Source organism: Acinetobacter cumulans (assembly GCF_003024525.3).
Taxonomy (GTDB): Bacteria; Pseudomonadota; Gammaproteobacteria; order Pseudomonadales; family Moraxellaceae; genus Acinetobacter; species Acinetobacter cumulans.
This window is the reverse complement of record NZ_CP035934.2, coordinates 1,670,947-1,687,009: the sequence shown is the minus strand read 5'-3', so window position 1 is coordinate 1,687,009 and position 16,063 is coordinate 1,670,947. Positions and strand designations below refer to the sequence as shown.

Sequence of the window (16,063 nt, the reverse complement as noted above, 5' to 3'; positions counted from 1 at the left end):
GTAATGTACGGGCCTATATCATTTTAGAGTCAAATTTTTATATTTAGAACTAGTCGTATAAGCTCACCATTTCAAAAATAATCAAAAGCCCTACATCTGTAGAGCTTTGAATAGAAAATACTTAAATATCAGATCCAAAATGCAATTATTTTAGCTCTTGCACCAAGGCTGGATAAATCGAGCCATCTACATCCATTTCAGTTTTATAAATGCCATTGGTAACATTGAATTTATTTACGTGATAGCTCGACCCGTACAAGGAGTCAAAGCCTTCACCTTTGGTAAATACTTTTTTATTGGCATCTAAATCTAATAAATGTGTACCACCAATAAATTGTTCATATTGTGCAGGTTCTACACCTACACGGGTGGACATAATTTTAACTGCATCTGCATGTGTTGCTGGATCATTAATATATTTAACTGTTTTATCCCATACTTGAATGATTTTTTTCCATTCTTCTTTGTTGGCAGATAAATGCGTCATATTGACCGTCAAAGTGTCATAAATCAGGCCGGGCTTATCTTTAGAGCTGTAGATGATTTTTGAACCCGCAACTGCTTTCAATGCCTGATTTGCAACAGGTTGCCATACTGCAATGGCTGCAATATCTGGACTGGCGAATACTTGAGGTAATTCATTGGTCATAGTATTGATCAATTTAATATCAGATGCCTTAACCTTGGCATCTTCTAAAGCTGTGGCTAAAAGCAAATGATCGACCAAGCCTTTTTCAGTTGCTACGCTTTTGCCTTTCAGATCAGCAATCGACTCAATACCAGGTTTTGCAATAATGACATCATTTCCAGCAGAATAATCTGTCGCCATAATCATAACGCCTTTGGTACCACCCGAGCCTGTGACTAAGTTATCTCCATTGGTCACCAAAACAGCATCCAACTGGTTGGCAGCAAAAGCTGACAGTGAGGCTGAATAATCAAACCATTTAAAATCTACATTTACACCAGCTTCTTTGAGCCAACCTTTTTCAATCGCAACTTGCCAAGCAACAAAGCCAGGCCAATCACTGTAGCCAATCGTAATGGGCTTTGTGACAGCAGTTGTTTCGGTTTTATTTTGTGGTTCTGGCACTTTCGCCGTGTTATCACAACCCGCAAGTAGTATGACGCTCAGTATAGACGTCGATAAAAAAGCTGTTTTCATCATAGTGTGATTGCCCCAATTGCATTGCAGTTAAATTTTGTATTGGTACTTAAAAACGGTTGTGTAAATTGTGAATGACCCAATTTTGCTAGGTCATTTGCGCCTTTAAATGCATTAGGTTTGGCACTCCCGTTGCTTTGCTGATTTTCCTGTAGGGTTAGCGTGCCTGCTTTGCTATGTGAATGATTGAATTGGCCCATTTTTAAACTCCTTTATTATTTTTCGTTTTGCGGAATTGGCGGCATAACTGCATTCATCAATTCCAGATGCCCTTTGGTAACACCTTTTAAGGCAATAAAATGTTGACTAATGGCTTTTAGCTCAGTGCTTAGACCTTGCAAAATCATGACTTCTAAAATTTTATGATCATCCAGCTGAATATGCAGCGAACTCACCACTTGCTCTAAAAACTGCTGCTGTAAATCCAAAAGCTGAATACGTAGCGCCGTAACACTGGCGTCATACAGCAAGGTAAATGTGCCAACCATTACTTCATTGCGTTGCTCTTGATCTGCAATCAAATGCTTATTGATCATGTCTACAATGGCTTGTGAACGGCTTTCATAATGCTGATCCACAATCTTTTGATCTAAAGCATCTACCGTATTTTGTGGCACAGTAATGCTGATACGTGCCAGCTTTTGTTTAGGCATTACCTTATCCTTTATCAGCCTGATTTTGCTTGATATATAACCCTGCACGTGCACTGAACAGTTCCACCATAAATTGCTTGAATAACGGCAGTATTTTGATCATTAAGCGTAGATACGTATTTTTCATGCGCTGCTCCTTTTGGTATTACCAAAATTATTTTTCGTAATACCCGATTAAATGCAGAATACATGCCAAGTTTTTTATTCTTGTAATGGCTGTTTTTTGTCTTTAATTGATGAATAATTGCGCAGTTTTAATGCGTATGCGCAAACTTAGGGCTTAGTTAACATTTTTGCTGTGCATACTGCCAAAGCTGTGCATGATTTCAGGCAAGTAAATAGTATCGGAATACAGCTAGAGTAAATCCCGTCAATTTTTTAGCTTGCTGTTCACGCTAAGCTGACAAAATACTGCTGTCGTACACTTTTGATTATGTAAAAATATCAAGTAGATCGCTTGTACTTCGCTTTAGGTCATATCATGAGGACGGCAGTTATTTATGAAGTATTTTGCATGTACTACTTGTGGCAATCAGGTGTTTTTTGCCAACTCGCACTGCGTAAATTGCAAAACAACCTTAGGTTATAGTGCCTCAGAAAAAGAAATGTGTGGTTTTACGAAGCACAGCGACACACTTTGGCTTGCACTCAATCCATCTATTGCAGGTAAACGCTTCAAACCTTGCTATAACTATCAGCACCATCAAGTCTGTAACTGGGTTATTCCTGCCGAAAGTAGTGAAATTTACTGTGAATCTTGCCTGCTTACACATACCATTCCCTCCTTAGACAATCCAGATCATCTTGTCTATTGGGCACGTCTAGAACATGCCAAACGTCGTTTCTTATATTTAATGCAACGTTTAAATATCATGCCTCGCCCTAAACGATCCGATAACGATCGCTTTGGTCTCAGATTTGATTTTTTGATGCCACAAGCAGATTTCCCGGTGATGACCGGACACGCTCAAGGTGTGATTACACTCAATGCGAGTGAAGCAGATGTGATTTACCGTGAAACAACACGGGTCAAAATGGGTGAAAACTACCGTACGCTTCTGGGACATTTCCGCCATGAAAGTGGTCATTATTATTTTGACTTAATGCAACACTTACACCCAGAGTTAATAGACGAATTCCGTGAACTATTTGGTGATGAGCGTCAAGATTACAACGAAGCGCTTAAACGCCATTATAACGATGGCGCACCACAAAACTGGGCCGATTTTTATGTAAGCTCTTATGCCAGTACGCATCCATGGGAAGATTGGGCAGAAACTTGGGCACATTATTTACACATGATGGATACTTTAGAAACAGCCTACTATGCTGGCTTAGTGGTTAAAACCAATAAATCAGATTTAAACAATTTAGAACTTAAAGAAAATCCAATTGGCGCGCAGGATTTTGACCTTTTGCTACAACATTGGATGACATTAACTTTTAATTTAAATGCATTAAACCGCAGCATGGGCTTAGATGATGCATATCCGTTTACGCTGTCAAATCCGGTATTGGATAAATTGCGGTTTATTCATCATAAACTGCTCAATATGACACTTAAAAATCAGGCTTAGGCGACAGTCACAAGTTGCTACCACATTTAACAAATATGTATTTAGCAATATTTGGCAAATGCAGAAATGAATGAAGCAAATAACAAAGCCCCACTATGGGGCTTTGTTATTACCACTGTACTTAATGAATATCCGTTACAAACTCATCACGCGATATGCGGAATTTTTTCAAACCGAGTAACCAGTCTTTTTCAGGATTACGGCGCCCTAAAGCCAATAGCACAACAGATTTAAGTCCTTTTTCTTTTAAGCCTAGTAACTCATCTAAACCTTCTTTATCAAAGCCCTCCATAGGCGTTGCATCAATACCCAATTCAGCAGCCGCTGCAATGGCCACACCAAAGCCAATATGTGCTTGCTTTGCAGTATGGTGATATTGCTGCTCCTCAGTAAAACCAGCAAATAGATTTTTTAGGTTTTGCACCACATCCATTGTGGTATCAAGCGGTAAGTTGCGCTCTGTATTCATTGAATTATAACGCTCGTCAATTCGTTCATCTGGAATGCTATCCCATGCAGTAAAGACCAATAGATGTGAAGACTGAGTAATTTGCGGTTGATTCAACGCAACAGGTGAAATTTGCTCTTTCAGTGCTTGATTGCTAATTGAAATAATATGATATGGCTGTAAACCAGCAGAAGTTGGCGCTAAACGTGCAGCTTCTAATATTAAATCAACATCGGCTTGATCGAGCTTTTCACCCGTCCATTTGCTTGGTTGCATAACGTCTGCAACCGTGCCATGCGTTAAATAAACTATAAAGTCTGGCAAACCGATGCTATGCAACATATCTCGATAACTAGCATCATCTAAATTTTGATAATTCACTTTTTGCTTTGAAATTTCTGACAGCAAATCTGCAATATCCTGATAGCTGTACGTACGACTACCCACCAGCGAGTAGATTTTATTTTCATGCCCATCCTGCATTAATGCATTTGCAGCAGCTTCACCAAATTCTGCACGTAATGCATAAGGCACTTTGCCTGCTCCGCCTGCCAAAGCTAAACCTGTTGCAATCGCCTGTTCACCAATAATTTGCGGAATGGCTTCTGCGTACATGCTGTTACGTAAAATGGTGTATTTCAAACCGCTCGCTTTAAGATAGTCCTCGGTTTGAAAATGACTAATCATCAAATCTTTAACCGCAGAAGTTTCAATATTTTGAATTGCCAAGCTGGTATAAAATATGTGTTTTACGCCTGCTTTTTTGCAGCATCAATAACATTTTTATGCTGTTCAAATCGGTTTTGCTCCATTGTTGAAATCAGCAACAGTTTTTTTATGCCTCGAAAAGCTTCCTCTAAAGTTTGTGGCTGATCAAAATCGCCATAGATCACTTTCATCCCTTGATTCAAATATTGCTGTGCCTTGTTTTGGCTTCTGGCCAAAACAGAAAATTCATTTAAAGGTAAATGTTGCTGTAATTGTTTAACGGCGCTTTGTCCTAAGTTTCCTGTGGCACCTGTGACTAAAATCATCTGCTGTCCTATATTTCTTGTTTCGTTGTATAAAGTTATACGGCAGGCAAAATTTAAGTTCACTATACTGTTGTATAGTGATTATTATGGGAAATCCTCTTAGATTGAGCGCAAGATAGGATTTGTTTATGAGTGATTTTATGACCAAAGATGCGGATACCTTGAGCGAAGCCGATCAATGTAATGTGAAGTTTATTGTGGCGCTGAAAAATGCCATGAATGTGATCAATGGTAAATGGAAACTGGCTATTGTGGCGACTATGATTAAGCAACCACGACGTTTTAATGAAATTGAACGTCTGCTACAAGGCATCACGCCAAGGATGATTTCGAAAGAACTGAAAGAATTAGAACTAAATAATGTAATACATAAAATTGAAAGTATTGACCCCGAATCAGGCCGAATGACGACAATGTATGATTTAACGGAATCGGGTCGTAAGCTTGAAAAATTAATGGTGCAAATGGCGGTTTGGGGGCAAGAACATAGAGACCATCTCCAACTATAATATGAGCATCCCAAGCTCACATCCCACTAAGTTATAAAGTTCAATCTTTAAGCTAAAATTATAAATTAATGAATAATATTTAACTCTAAGTCTTTCAATATACGATTATTTTCCAGTGCTATTATTTTTTAAAATTGGATTTGATTCCTTTAAATGAATGAAGAAAAAAGACCGCTTTCAAAGCAGTCTAATCATAATCTTTGATCTTAAATTGAATTGCTATTTGCGCTTGGTTTTTTTGCGGGTTAAATAATTCATAGCCTGCGCATAACGTGTAGGCGCAATGCGCTGAATTAAATCTAATATTTTTGCATCATTACCAATTAATACACGCGCCTGATTGTGCTGAACCGCTTTTAAAATCACTTTGGCAGCGTCTTCTGGCGGTGTTTTTAAAACTTTATTAAATGAACGGCTGGCCTTTTCAGGGTTTAAGCCTAGTGAGCGGATACTGTCACTCATTTTAGCATTGTTGGCGATATTGGTACGGATACCGCCCGGATGCACACAAGTTGCACTCACATTACAAGCTTCAATATCCAGCTCTTGTCTCAGCGCTTCGGTAAAACCGCGAACCGCAAATTTTGTTGCATTGTATGCGCTCTGTGTTGGCTGCGCCGTAAGGCCAAAGAGGCTTGAAGTATTGATGATATGCCCTTCACCGCTTTGTTTTAAATACGGTAAAAAGGCTTTGGTGCCATATACCACGCCCCAAAAATTGATATTGAAGATCCACTCCATTTCATCGTAAGTCATACCTTCTACACTGCTGGCCAAAGCAACGCCTGCATTGTTAAATATCAAATTGATACGGCCAAAACGCTGAAAGCTTTCTTCAGCCCATGCATACACCTGATCTTTATTGGCCACATCTACACGTGACAAGCTGACTTCAACTGGATATTGCTTAAGTAAGGCTAAAGTTTCTGCCAAGCCTTGTTCATTCATATCTGACAAAGCTAAATGACAGCCTTGCGCAGCCAGCTGCAATGCCAATTGCTGCCCAATGCCAGAGCCTGCACCCGTAATGGCTGCAACTTTATCTTTAAAATTTTTCATTTCTATATTCACCATTAACCATATGTATTTAAGTCTTTTTTAAATCCATCTTATAAAATGCGATGGCATTATCCCGCATCATTTTTTGCAAATTTTCTGCCCCATAAGGCGACAGCATGTGTATATATGCTTTTATCAAATCGGTCAGTTTGGCATTGGGTTTATCCATGGGATAATTTGATGCATATACAATCCGATATGTACCAAACACTGCCACAGCATGTTCAATCATAGGACTTAATAGCTCGACCATTTCATTGACAGTTGCTGTCCGCTTAGCCCGAAAATAACCATGACCTAGCACTGGCATCATTAAGCCTGAAATTTTGGCATGTACATTTTTCTGCTCTGCCAAATGGCTAATGTCATCTTTCCATTGCTGAAAAATAGCCTTCCGCTGTGAAGGTTTGTATCCCGTGGATTTCCCGACTTTTCCAAACAGCCCTACAGGTGTTGCCAAGTGGTCAAGCATAATCGGTGTATTTGGGAAATTTTGCGCTAAGCTTTTGATATCATTTATTTGGTTTGCATAACCCCATGCATCAAAACTGAGCTGCATATCCGCCAGATGTTCGAAGCCTTTTAAGAATGATTTCTGCGTATATAAATTCGACTGATCACACCAGCGGTGAATTCCAGCATCGGGGTGCCAGGATGCCATTTTTCGAATACCGCGAAATAACGGACTGGCCTGCTGATGTGCCTCTAAGATTTTTTTAAATTTACGGTCGCGCGGATCGGCCGTGGCAACGATAGCGCCAAGTTTTAACTGTTGTGTATGGAATGGCAGCTGTTTGATCCACTGGGTTTCTTCCACCACACCAAATCCTTTGTGATGATGCCAACTGGCTTCTATATGCGCCACGGCTTCCACCATATAGTTCCCGCAATCTTTTTTATAATCATGTGGTAAATACGGTTTTAATATATGTTCTGGGTGGCCGACGGTTTCTAATAACGGTTTAGGCTTTACCGCATGAATCAACGCATACATAAGTTTGGGGTGTTTACCCAGTAATTTTACGAGGCGTCCTGCTGTATGCGGTGTGGTATATGGGTCCCATTGGTGAATATGCGGATCGACGATCGCGAAATTAATTTGGCTCATATTGTTCTATCCATGCTTTGAGCTTGTAACGGGAAATACATAAGTTGTATTTAGCGTAATGGATAGTGCTATATGAATGAAATGATTTATTTTAATGGTATTCCATGTATGAAATTCATAGTGAAGAACTTAGTAAAGCTAAGACTTCGATACGATCTTCAATCAATTGAAACACTAAGCAGTAGCCTGCCGATCTGAGTTTGTACTTGGGTATTCGAGTACTGTCTAAGATGGTTTCGAGCTTACGAATAAACTGTTCTGCAATTTGCCGATTTAGCTTATCTAACTTTTAGCTAGCATAGTTTTTGTGAGCTTGATCTTCCAGATCGTCTAAAATGATTTTTCTAGCTTTTTCACTTTTAGTTTCTTCTGCTAGCTGTTTTAAATGTAAATCGTCCGCAAGATAGTCTTTCAAAATTATTTTTGCATCTTCCAAAATTCGGTTTTGACTTTCAGAGCTACGAGCATCTAAAAGTTCTTGTAATTTTTTAGCCATAATTAAAAAAATCTCTTTTAGTTTTCACTGAAATCTTAATCGCTTGCAATAAAAAGCGAATAGATAAAATTGTTCATATTAGTCGATGTCTTAGATATGTAAACAATAACTAAAAGTGCTAGTAAAATTAAAAATCTTTTTACTGGCGTTTTGATAAAATGCTGAATTAGTTTTATATTAACAAAAACATGGGTTAATTCAGAAAATTAAGAAATGGGAAGTTATTCATCTACAACTATCAATAACTATGAACTTACACGGTCTAAAAATTATTTTTATGAATGGTTTTTTCACAAAAATGATAGGATTCGTACACTTGATAAAGATGGTGAAATTAGTTTTATTGGATATAAAGTTGATCTGAATACACTAAAAATTAGACTTGAATTAGCTGGTTACAATATTGAATATGCAAAAAATGATTTTGAAAGTTTAAAAATTACTTGGATTGAATATTTAAAAAAAATTGTAAGGGATATTAATTTCCTAGAATTGAGAGAACGTGCCCAGCAACAACTTAATTTGATACAGAAAATAAACTTTGAGAAGTGTTTAAGCCTTGTTCCTTTTCTATTAGATAAGGAAAATAAAAAATTTCAGGATGATAAGACCACTTATGAATTAGCCCATTCCTTGAGAGAATTAATCTTAGATTTTGATATAGGATTGAATAGTAGTTCATCCTCTGTTTTCCCCTGCTCAGAGCTAGAAAGTTTTGCAATCATTTTAATGGATTTAGAAAACTACAACGGTTTTTGTGAAGTAGACCTTACTGACTTGTATCATGGTGGTTGGATAGAGGATTTTCATGATATAGCCCAAATACAAAAACAGAAAACCTATGTTTATGAAACCTTTGAAAAATCAATTTTAGATTTATATGAAATCAAAAAATTACAAATAAACAACCCCTTGTTCAACAATATGCTCATTGGAAATGCTGTTTCAGCTATGGAAGCTTATCTCTTTGATACATTTAAAAGACAGGTACTAGATAAAGAAAGTATTAAAAGAAGATATGTTAAAAATTACGATAATTTTAATAATAAAGAAAAAATTAGACCTGATCAGTTATTTGAGATTTTAGATAACTTAGATGAAAAAATTTCAAAAGAGATAGATAAGTTATCATTTCATAATATAGATTTAGTCAAAGGGTTATACAAACATATACTTTGTTGCAACTTTGAAGAAAATGACATTAATGAATTGCGAAAAATCATTTCTATACGCCACGATATTGTTCACAGAAATGGTAAAAATTTATCTGGTGAAAAAATACAAATAACCACTGAATCTTTGGAAATATACCTAACATGTATTTCGAATTTTATTAAAAATATTGATCAACAGATCGTTCATAATTTACTTGATGATTAAAAAAACCGCCCTACGGACGGTCTTTTTATTACTATCTCATCAAGCTACTGGTGCCAAGGTAAACAACACCTGCCCCGTTTTCACCGTCTGCCCTTTTTCAATGGTAATTTCAGAAGCCATCATACGTTCAGACGCAATAATCGGGATCTCAATCTTCATCACTTCAATCACGACTAAAGTTGCCAGAGAAGTTTTTTTATTTATTATCGTTTATTCAATAAACTTCTTTAAAGACTCCAAACCGGATGGTTTTCCCAATGATTTGGAAACCCCATTGCCATACGCCAATGTTCATCCCTTAAAATCGGTTTAAGTATAGTATTCATTTGACTACACCACTCTGCGTCAAAACCTGTTGGGCGTAACATCGTTTTTAATATGAGCAATACATAAAAAATGCGTTTATTGGTTGGTGTGATAGGTGACTGCCAATTTTCATCTTTATCCAATTTCGCTTTAATGGCCAACTCTCTATTCCAAAGCCGTCCATGGTGGGCACAAACATTTCGCACATAAGTTAATATATGTAGCCAATCGGCTAACTTCTCATGATGAATATTAAAATGCTGTGAAATGGTTTTTTTATCTTCTTTATTTAATTTTTGGTTATTTTCCAATCCATGATATAAAAATGATAAAGAACCTAAGCTTAAAACTTCGGTCAGCATCCATATTGGAATGTGTGGATAACCCTTATAATTCTGTTCAAAATGCTGAATAAACGTATCTTTAGATCGTTCAACCTCTTTGTCACAATTTTTAATAAATACCTTATGGTTAAATTTTGGATGAAAATTTCCCTCACAATACACACCAAATGCACCATATTGATGAGCCATAAAATAAGTGATTTTTGTACGTAAGAAAGTTTCTATGACTTCAATTGCACTAAAAATATGTAATCTTAATTCTGTATCAAACTCATAAATTTGAACAACTTTTTCTAAATATGTTCCTGACCTAAAATGATCGGTAATTTGACCATCGATATAAATTCGATCAGGATGCCAATATGCACTCAATCGATAATAACCATATTTCGAAAGTACAGTTTCAGCCCAAGCTTGATTATGAATAATCATTCCCTTGGCTTTCAGGTGATTGACCTGTTCCGTATAAGATAGTGGATTTTTATTATAGGTTTTCAGCATAATTCATTGTATTTGAGCATAAAAAACCGCCAAGGTTGCGCGGACTTCCAAAGAAGAACTAAGCGTGGCGGCTGTATTAAATTTATCATATCGACAATTGTCGTTATAAGCAAGCACTAATCAAAAACCGCCCTTATGGACGGTCTTAAAATTGCCTCCATTTTCAAAGGAGGGTTAAGGAGGATTTTTTATGCCACTGGCGACAACGTAAACAACACCTGCCCTGTTTTCACCGTCTGCCCTTTTTCAATGGTAATTTCCGAAACTATCATGCGCTCAGGTGCAATAATTGGAATCTCAATTTTCATCGCTTCAATTACCGCTAAGGTTGCACCTTCTTCCACAATATCACCCGATTTACATTCAATTTTCCAAATACTTCCCGGCATGTGAGATTCTACCGCACAACCACCTTCTGGAATTTGAATATCACTATCATCAGTCACCGCATCCAAACTTTCAGAAACATACTCTGCAAGTCCTGCTTCATGCCAACGGCGGCGTTCTTCATCAAAATTGGCTTGTTGCACAGACTTAAACGCAGAAATAGATTCTGCATTTTCAGTCAGGAATTCGTTATATTCTTTCAGGTTCAGTATGCCTTCTTCCACACGCAGTTTTAAGCGGCCTGCTTTAAAGTCCTCACGCATTTGCATAAGCTCAGACTCAGAGACTTCATAAAACTTAATTTGGTCAAAGAAGCGCAATAACCACGGCATACCTTGTTCAAAGTCAGGGTTTTTACGGTAACGAGACCACATTTGCGTGGTACGACCGACAAACTGATAACCACCGGGGCCTTCCATGCCATAGACACACATATACGCACCGCCAATACCCACGGCATTTTCAGGCGTCCACGTACGTGCAGGGTTATATTTGGTGGTCACGAGGCGATGGCGTGGATCAAGCGGTGTGGCTACAGGTGCGCCTAAGTACACATCACCCAAGCCCATCACTAAATAATTGGTGCTATACACCACATCTTTAACGGCTTGTTTAGATTTTAAACCATTGATACGGCGGATAAACTCAACATTGTCAGGACACCATGGCGCATCTGGGCGTACAGTTTGCATATAGCGTTCTGTTGCCAATTGCGTTTGCGAATCTTCCCATGCCAGCGGTAAATACACCGTACGTGATGGCACTTCCATTTCCGTCACATCTGGCAATTCGCTTTCTGCTTGTTGTAATAATGCCAACAAAGCTTTTTGATCTAAAACCAAAGAATCAAAATGGATTTGTAGCGAACGAATGCCCGGTGTAAGGTCAATAATCCCTGCAATGTTTTGATCTTTCACCCATTGCATCAATGCATGAATACGGAAACGCAGGTTTAGATCTAAAACCAATTCGCCATATTCTACCAGCATGTAGCTATTACCCGCAGGACGATACACTACATCAGGCGCACCATTTTCACCTGCTTGGGTTGCTAAAATTGCATCATCTAAGGTATCCATTTCTGCGCTAAAACTTGCAGAAAAATCAACTTGTGCAAGCTCAGTGTCTTTAAATCCTGCGCTGTATTTTTGATTAAATACCTGCGCTTGATCATACGAAATCGGCACAAATTTCACTTTATCGCCGGCTTTAAGCTGTCCGACTTTCCACAGTTCATAGCTGACAATCACCGCAGGACAAACAAAGCCTCCTAAACTTGGACCATCTGGACCCAAGATAATCGGCATATCGCCCGTGAAATCAATCGCACCAATCGCGTATGCATTGTCATGAATATTGGATGGATGCAAACCTGCTTCACCACCATCCTCACGTGCCCATTCAGGTTTTGGACCAATCAAACGAATACCTGTACGGCTTGAGTTAAAGTGAATCTCAAAAGTATTGGCAAAGAAGGTATCAATGTCTTTTTTAGTGAAGAAGTCTGGTGCACCATGCGGGCCGTACATCACCGCAATTTCCCATTCATGACTAAACGTTGGCACTTGTTCAGGCGCTAAGGCTTTCACTTCATCCGATGTAAATATAGTGATCGGCAACATATCGCCAATCAATAAATTACGACCGGCATGACCACCAAACTGACCAAGGGTAAAGGTCGCTTGTGAACCTAAATATTCAGGCACATTCAAACCACCTTTAATCCCGATATAAGTACGACAACCTGTGGCGATTTTTCCACATTTTAGAATCTGACCTTTACGCACATTCACAGTTTGCCACATTGGCACAGCCACACCATCAAGGGTTGATGGCATATCACCACCCGCCAATACAATTTGGCTATCACAGTGGAATTTTAAGCTTGGTCCTTGCAAAGTACATTCAAGCCCTGCCGTGTTATATGCATTGCCTAACAATTGATTCGCAACATTAAGTGACAGCGGATCAATCGCACCTGATGGTGGCACACCCACATCCCAATAGCCCAAACGACCTGTGACATCTTGCACAGAAGTTTGAATGCCTGATTGCAACACTTCAATTTTTTGAGTTTTCCACTCGAATGTATTTAAGAATCGTGTGGTTTGCGTACCGGCTTTAAATACATCACAGTCGATAATATTTTGTAGATATTCAAGATTAGTTTCGATGCCTGCAACCGATGTTTTCGCGAGTGTTGCGGTCATTGCAACGATTGCAGAGTCACGATCGCCCGAAGTCACAATAATTTTAGCAATCATCGGGTCATAAAATGATGAGACATTAGAACCCGTTTCCACCCACGTTTCATTACGGGCATGGCTATCAAACTCGACATGTGTAAGTAAACCTGCACTTGGCTGGAAGTTCTTGATAGGGTCTTCAGCATATAAACGTACTTGAATCGAATGACCTTTCGATTCAAGTGGTGCTGTTGGTGCAATCCAATCCCCACTACCGAGAGTCACCATCCATTCCACAAGGTCTACACCAAAGACTTGTTCCGTCACGCCATGTTCGACTTGCAGGCGGGTATTCACTTCTAAGAAGTAGAATTCTTGCGTGTCGGTATCCATCACAAATTCAACTGTGCCTGCCGAGCGGTAACTCACCGACTGCATCAGCCCAATCGCAACCGATTGAATATAGGCACGTTGCTCATCATTGATATGTGGTGCTGGGGTTTCTTCCACCACTTTTTGGTTACGACGTTGTACCGAACAATCACGCTCGCCAAGTGCCAAGATTAAGCCATTACCATCACCAAAAATCTGCACTTCGATATGACGGGCATTCTGTACAAATTTCTCTAAATATAAACCTGCGTCTTTAAAGTTGGCTTGGGCAAGATATGACACTGTAGAATAAGCATCTTTCAGCTCTTCTTCATTCCACACCAAACGCATACCAATACCGCCACCGCCCGCGGTACTTTTCAGCATCACAGGATAACCAATACGATTGGCTTCAAGCAGTGCTTCGGCTTCATCAGCCAAAAGCTGACTGCCCGGAAGAAGTGGTACATTGGCTTGAATCGCGAGTTCACGTGCGGTATGTTTTAAGCCAAAGGATTTCATTTGCGCCGAATTTGGCCCTAAAAATACAATGCCTTGCGCTTCACAGAGATCACAAAATTCAGCATTTTCAGACAAGAAACCATAGCCCGGATGAATCGCTTCAGCACCTGTTTGTTTTGCGACTTCTAAAATTTTATCGACATTTAAATAGCTTTGGCTGGCAGGACTATCGCCAATAAATACAGCTTCATCCGCCAAGGTCACATGCAAAGAATCACGGTCTGCTTCTGAATACACTGCAACGGACTGAATGCCTAATTTTTTCAGTGTACGGATCACACGGCAAGCAATTGCACCACGGTTGGCAATGAGGACTTTATTGAACATGGTATTACTCCTCACCGTCACGGATGATCAATTGAATTTTTGTTGGGTTATAGGCATTACATGGATTATTCAGTTGTGGGCAATTGGAAATGAGGACGATTAAATCCATTTCGGCTTTAATCTCGACATATTTACCCGGTGCAGAAATACCGTCATCAAATTTCAAATGTCCCTCAGCGGTCACAGGCACATTCATAAAGAAGTTAATATTTGGGCCGATATGGCGCACATTTAAGCCATGTTTTTTGGCAATCGGATGCTGAGAAAGTGCAATCATGAAATTATTACGGCAACTGTGCATTGGGAATTTGTCATGTGCATAGCGAACAGTGTTGCTTTCACATGAACATGCACCGCCTAAGGTGTCATGACGGCCACAGTTATCGTCATGGATGGTGGCAATTTTGTTGCCAAAGTTAGTGTATAGCGCTGTGCCTTTTTCTAAATAAATCTGTTGGTTAATGGCTAAGGTATCCGTTGCACTATAACGTTCCTCAGGGTTATGGCTTGAGATAAATAGCGTATCCACCGCTTGATTGCCTTCGAGGTCAACGATACGGAAATATTGCCCTTTTTTGACTTCGCACATCCAAGCTTCGCCGGCAGGACATACTTCGCTTAACACTGATTTTTCAAAATTTTGTGTTGGATTTACTAATGCAGTCATGATCATTCCCCTCAAGCCGTTAAAGCGTAATAGCGTTTATTATTTTGAAAAGCACGTTGATTTTGCGGGCAAGAATCACGGCAAACATCTGTATCTGCCAAAGGCAATGCCTTAAATAAGCTTAGTTGTACATCGGCAGGGTTATATTCTTCTGCTTGAGATAATCCATGTGGTGCACTAGATAAAAAGACCAAACAATCCATTTCAAAGCGAAGTTCAATCACTTGATCAGTGTTGTCCGAAGCAACATAACTTAAGTTGCCATTGTCATCAGGTTGAACTTTAGAGAATAAATTTAAGGTACTGCTGAGGTCAGTTGCATATAAGCCAAACTTGGTCATTTCAAGCAATAAGCTATCTTTGCCATTACGGTACATATCATTACGGGCATCTTGGAAAGTTTTGCTGCCGTATTGTTTTTCAATTTGCGATGCCGTACTTGGTGCACAAAAAGCATCATTCCAAGCGTGATCATCTTTCACAATCGAAATCATGGCACGGCCTAAATCCGATGCCAAAATATGACCTGTACTTAAATATGCCGTGTGCTGCCCTTTAAGGCTATCTGGCATGTTGTAGCGTTCGAGCTTATCTTCACTATTTACACAGTAAAGCGCCAGATTGGCATTTTGCCCTAGCGATTTAAGCTGTAATACAGCGCCACGCTGAATACGCGCTGACCAGTGGTGTCCACCCGGTAAAAGTTCAGTCCATAGTGCTTTATCGTCATGATAATGTTTTGTGCTCATTGCAGCCTCTGCCTAATTCTTAACTGTTTACCTCCCGGGCTTTTATCCCTCCGTGCAGCTTTGCTTTGAATTAAAACGAAGCCGTGAACTCTCGGTCGCGGTCATACATATAAATGCATCGGAACCCTAGATCACTTTATGATGTAAGTAGAAATGCAAAGGCTGTGCCAATTTAGTAATACGATTTAAATAAATCGTATTACTAAGGTTTTAGGGTTCGTTTTGATGCTTAAGCTACAGTATTGATTTTAAATTGCGCTATTTTTGAACTGT

Annotated in this window: 15 protein-coding genes, 2 pseudogenes and 1 riboswitch; of the genes and pseudogenes, 3 read left to right on the top strand and 14 right to left on the bottom strand. The window is 39.1% G+C overall.

What is annotated here, in order from left to right; genetic code table 11:
- Positions 1 to 145: 145 nt before the first annotated feature.
- From C9E88_RS08055 to C9E88_RS17810, 4 genes are read right to left on the bottom strand one after another with little or no spacing between them, the layout of a single operon-like run.
- Positions 146 to 1,168 (bottom strand): ABC transporter substrate-binding protein, encoded by a 1,023-nt coding sequence (locus C9E88_RS08055; RefSeq protein ID WP_106984409.1) that lies wholly within the window; start codon positions 1,166 to 1,168, stop codon positions 146 to 148.
- Complete coding sequence (locus C9E88_RS08050; protein WP_106984410.1) at positions 1,165 to 1,365, bottom strand: hypothetical protein; 201 nt, start codon at positions 1,363 to 1,365, stop codon at positions 1,165 to 1,167. Before C9E88_RS08050 ends, C9E88_RS08055 begins: the two co-directional genes overlap by 4 nt.
- Positions 1,366 to 1,380: 15 nt before the next feature.
- Positions 1,381 to 1,818, bottom strand: coding sequence for a CopG family ribbon-helix-helix protein (locus C9E88_RS08045; protein WP_106984411.1), 438 nt, complete (start codon positions 1,816 to 1,818; stop codon positions 1,381 to 1,383).
- Between the two features lie 4 nt (positions 1,819 to 1,822).
- Positions 1,823 to 1,945: a hypothetical protein gene (locus C9E88_RS17810; protein WP_227865904.1), complete on the bottom strand. Its 123-nt coding sequence runs from the start codon at positions 1,943 to 1,945 to the stop codon at positions 1,823 to 1,825.
- 373 nt (positions 1,946 to 2,318) lie between these two features.
- On the opposite strand from C9E88_RS17810, the gene C9E88_RS08040 reads away from it, so the two are divergent.
- Positions 2,319 to 3,395 carry a zinc-binding metallopeptidase family protein gene (locus C9E88_RS08040; protein WP_106984412.1) on the top strand — a complete coding sequence of 359 codons (1,077 nt, stop codon included), beginning with the start codon at positions 2,319 to 2,321 and terminating at the stop codon, positions 3,393 to 3,395.
- Between the two features lie 121 nt (positions 3,396 to 3,516).
- Here C9E88_RS08040 and C9E88_RS17805 read toward each other — a convergent pair whose 3' ends face one another.
- Together C9E88_RS17805 and C9E88_RS17800 are read right to left on the bottom strand one after the other, a co-directional pair.
- On the bottom strand, positions 3,517 to 4,119 hold the full coding sequence (locus C9E88_RS17805) for a nitroreductase family protein (protein ID WP_227865934.1): 603 nt from the start codon (positions 4,117 to 4,119) through the stop codon (positions 3,517 to 3,519).
- Between the two features lie 126 nt (positions 4,120 to 4,245).
- Positions 4,246 to 4,877, bottom strand: a pseudogene (locus C9E88_RS17800) (NAD(P)H-binding protein); the annotation flags it as partial.
- A gap of 128 nt (positions 4,878 to 5,005) precedes the next feature.
- On the opposite strand from C9E88_RS17800, the gene C9E88_RS08025 reads away from it, so the two are divergent.
- Entirely contained in the window at positions 5,006 to 5,386 is a 381-nt protein-coding gene (locus tag C9E88_RS08025; protein ID WP_202981942.1) for a winged helix-turn-helix transcriptional regulator, read from the top strand.
- Positions 5,387 to 5,605: 219 nt separating this feature from the next.
- On the opposite strand, the gene C9E88_RS08020 is transcribed toward C9E88_RS08025, so the two are convergent.
- The 3 genes from C9E88_RS08020 to C9E88_RS17795 all read right to left on the bottom strand — a co-directional run bounded on the left by C9E88_RS08020 (position 5,606) and on the right by C9E88_RS17795 (position 8,049).
- The gene (locus C9E88_RS08020) at positions 5,606 to 6,445 is read right to left on the bottom strand and encodes an SDR family NAD(P)-dependent oxidoreductase (protein ID WP_106984415.1); all 840 of its coding nucleotides are present in this window, start codon (positions 6,443 to 6,445) and stop codon (positions 5,606 to 5,608) included.
- Between the two features lie 28 nt (positions 6,446 to 6,473).
- Positions 6,474 to 7,553: an amidohydrolase family protein gene (locus tag C9E88_RS08015; protein ID WP_106984416.1), complete on the bottom strand. Its 1,080-nt coding sequence runs from the start codon at positions 7,551 to 7,553 to the stop codon at positions 6,474 to 6,476.
- Positions 7,554 to 7,842: 289 nt separating this feature from the next.
- Positions 7,843 to 8,049, bottom strand: a complete 207-nt coding sequence (locus C9E88_RS17795) for a hypothetical protein (protein ID WP_227865902.1) — start codon at positions 8,047 to 8,049, stop codon at positions 7,843 to 7,845.
- Positions 8,050 to 8,262: 213 nt separating this feature from the next.
- On the opposite strand from C9E88_RS17795, the gene C9E88_RS08005 reads away from it, so the two are divergent.
- Positions 8,263 to 9,429, top strand: a complete 1,167-nt coding sequence (locus tag C9E88_RS08005; RefSeq protein ID WP_106984417.1) for a HEPN/Toprim-associated domain-containing protein — start codon at positions 8,263 to 8,265, stop codon at positions 9,427 to 9,429.
- Positions 9,430 to 9,468: 39 nt separating this feature from the next.
- On the opposite strand, the pseudogene C9E88_RS08000 reads toward C9E88_RS08005, so the two are convergent.
- From C9E88_RS08000 to C9E88_RS07980, 5 genes and pseudogenes are all read right to left on the bottom strand, one after another.
- Positions 9,469 to 9,612 (bottom strand): annotated as a pseudogene (locus C9E88_RS08000) (biotin/lipoyl-containing protein); the annotation flags it as partial.
- A 44-nt stretch (positions 9,613 to 9,656) separates the two neighbouring features.
- Entirely contained in the window at positions 9,657 to 10,580 is a 924-nt protein-coding gene (locus C9E88_RS07995; RefSeq protein WP_106984419.1) for an Abi family protein, read from the bottom strand.
- Positions 10,581 to 10,768: 188 nt separating this feature from the next.
- Complete coding sequence (uca, locus tag C9E88_RS07990) at positions 10,769 to 14,374, bottom strand: urea carboxylase (protein ID WP_106984420.1); 3,606 nt, start codon at positions 14,372 to 14,374, stop codon at positions 10,769 to 10,771.
- A 4-nt stretch (positions 14,375 to 14,378) separates the two neighbouring features.
- The gene (locus C9E88_RS07985) at positions 14,379 to 15,041 is read right to left on the bottom strand and encodes an urea amidolyase associated protein UAAP2 (RefSeq protein ID WP_106984421.1); all 663 of its coding nucleotides are present in this window, start codon (positions 15,039 to 15,041) and stop codon (positions 14,379 to 14,381) included.
- 11 nt (positions 15,042 to 15,052) lie between these two features.
- On the bottom strand, positions 15,053 to 15,790 hold the full coding sequence (locus C9E88_RS07980; protein WP_106984422.1) for an urea amidolyase associated protein UAAP1: 738 nt from the start codon (positions 15,788 to 15,790) through the stop codon (positions 15,053 to 15,055).
- Between the two features lie 29 nt (positions 15,791 to 15,819).
- A riboswitch (guanidine-I (ykkC/yxkD leader) is annotated at positions 15,820 to 15,931 on the bottom strand.
- Positions 15,932 to 16,063: the final 132 nt, after the last annotated feature.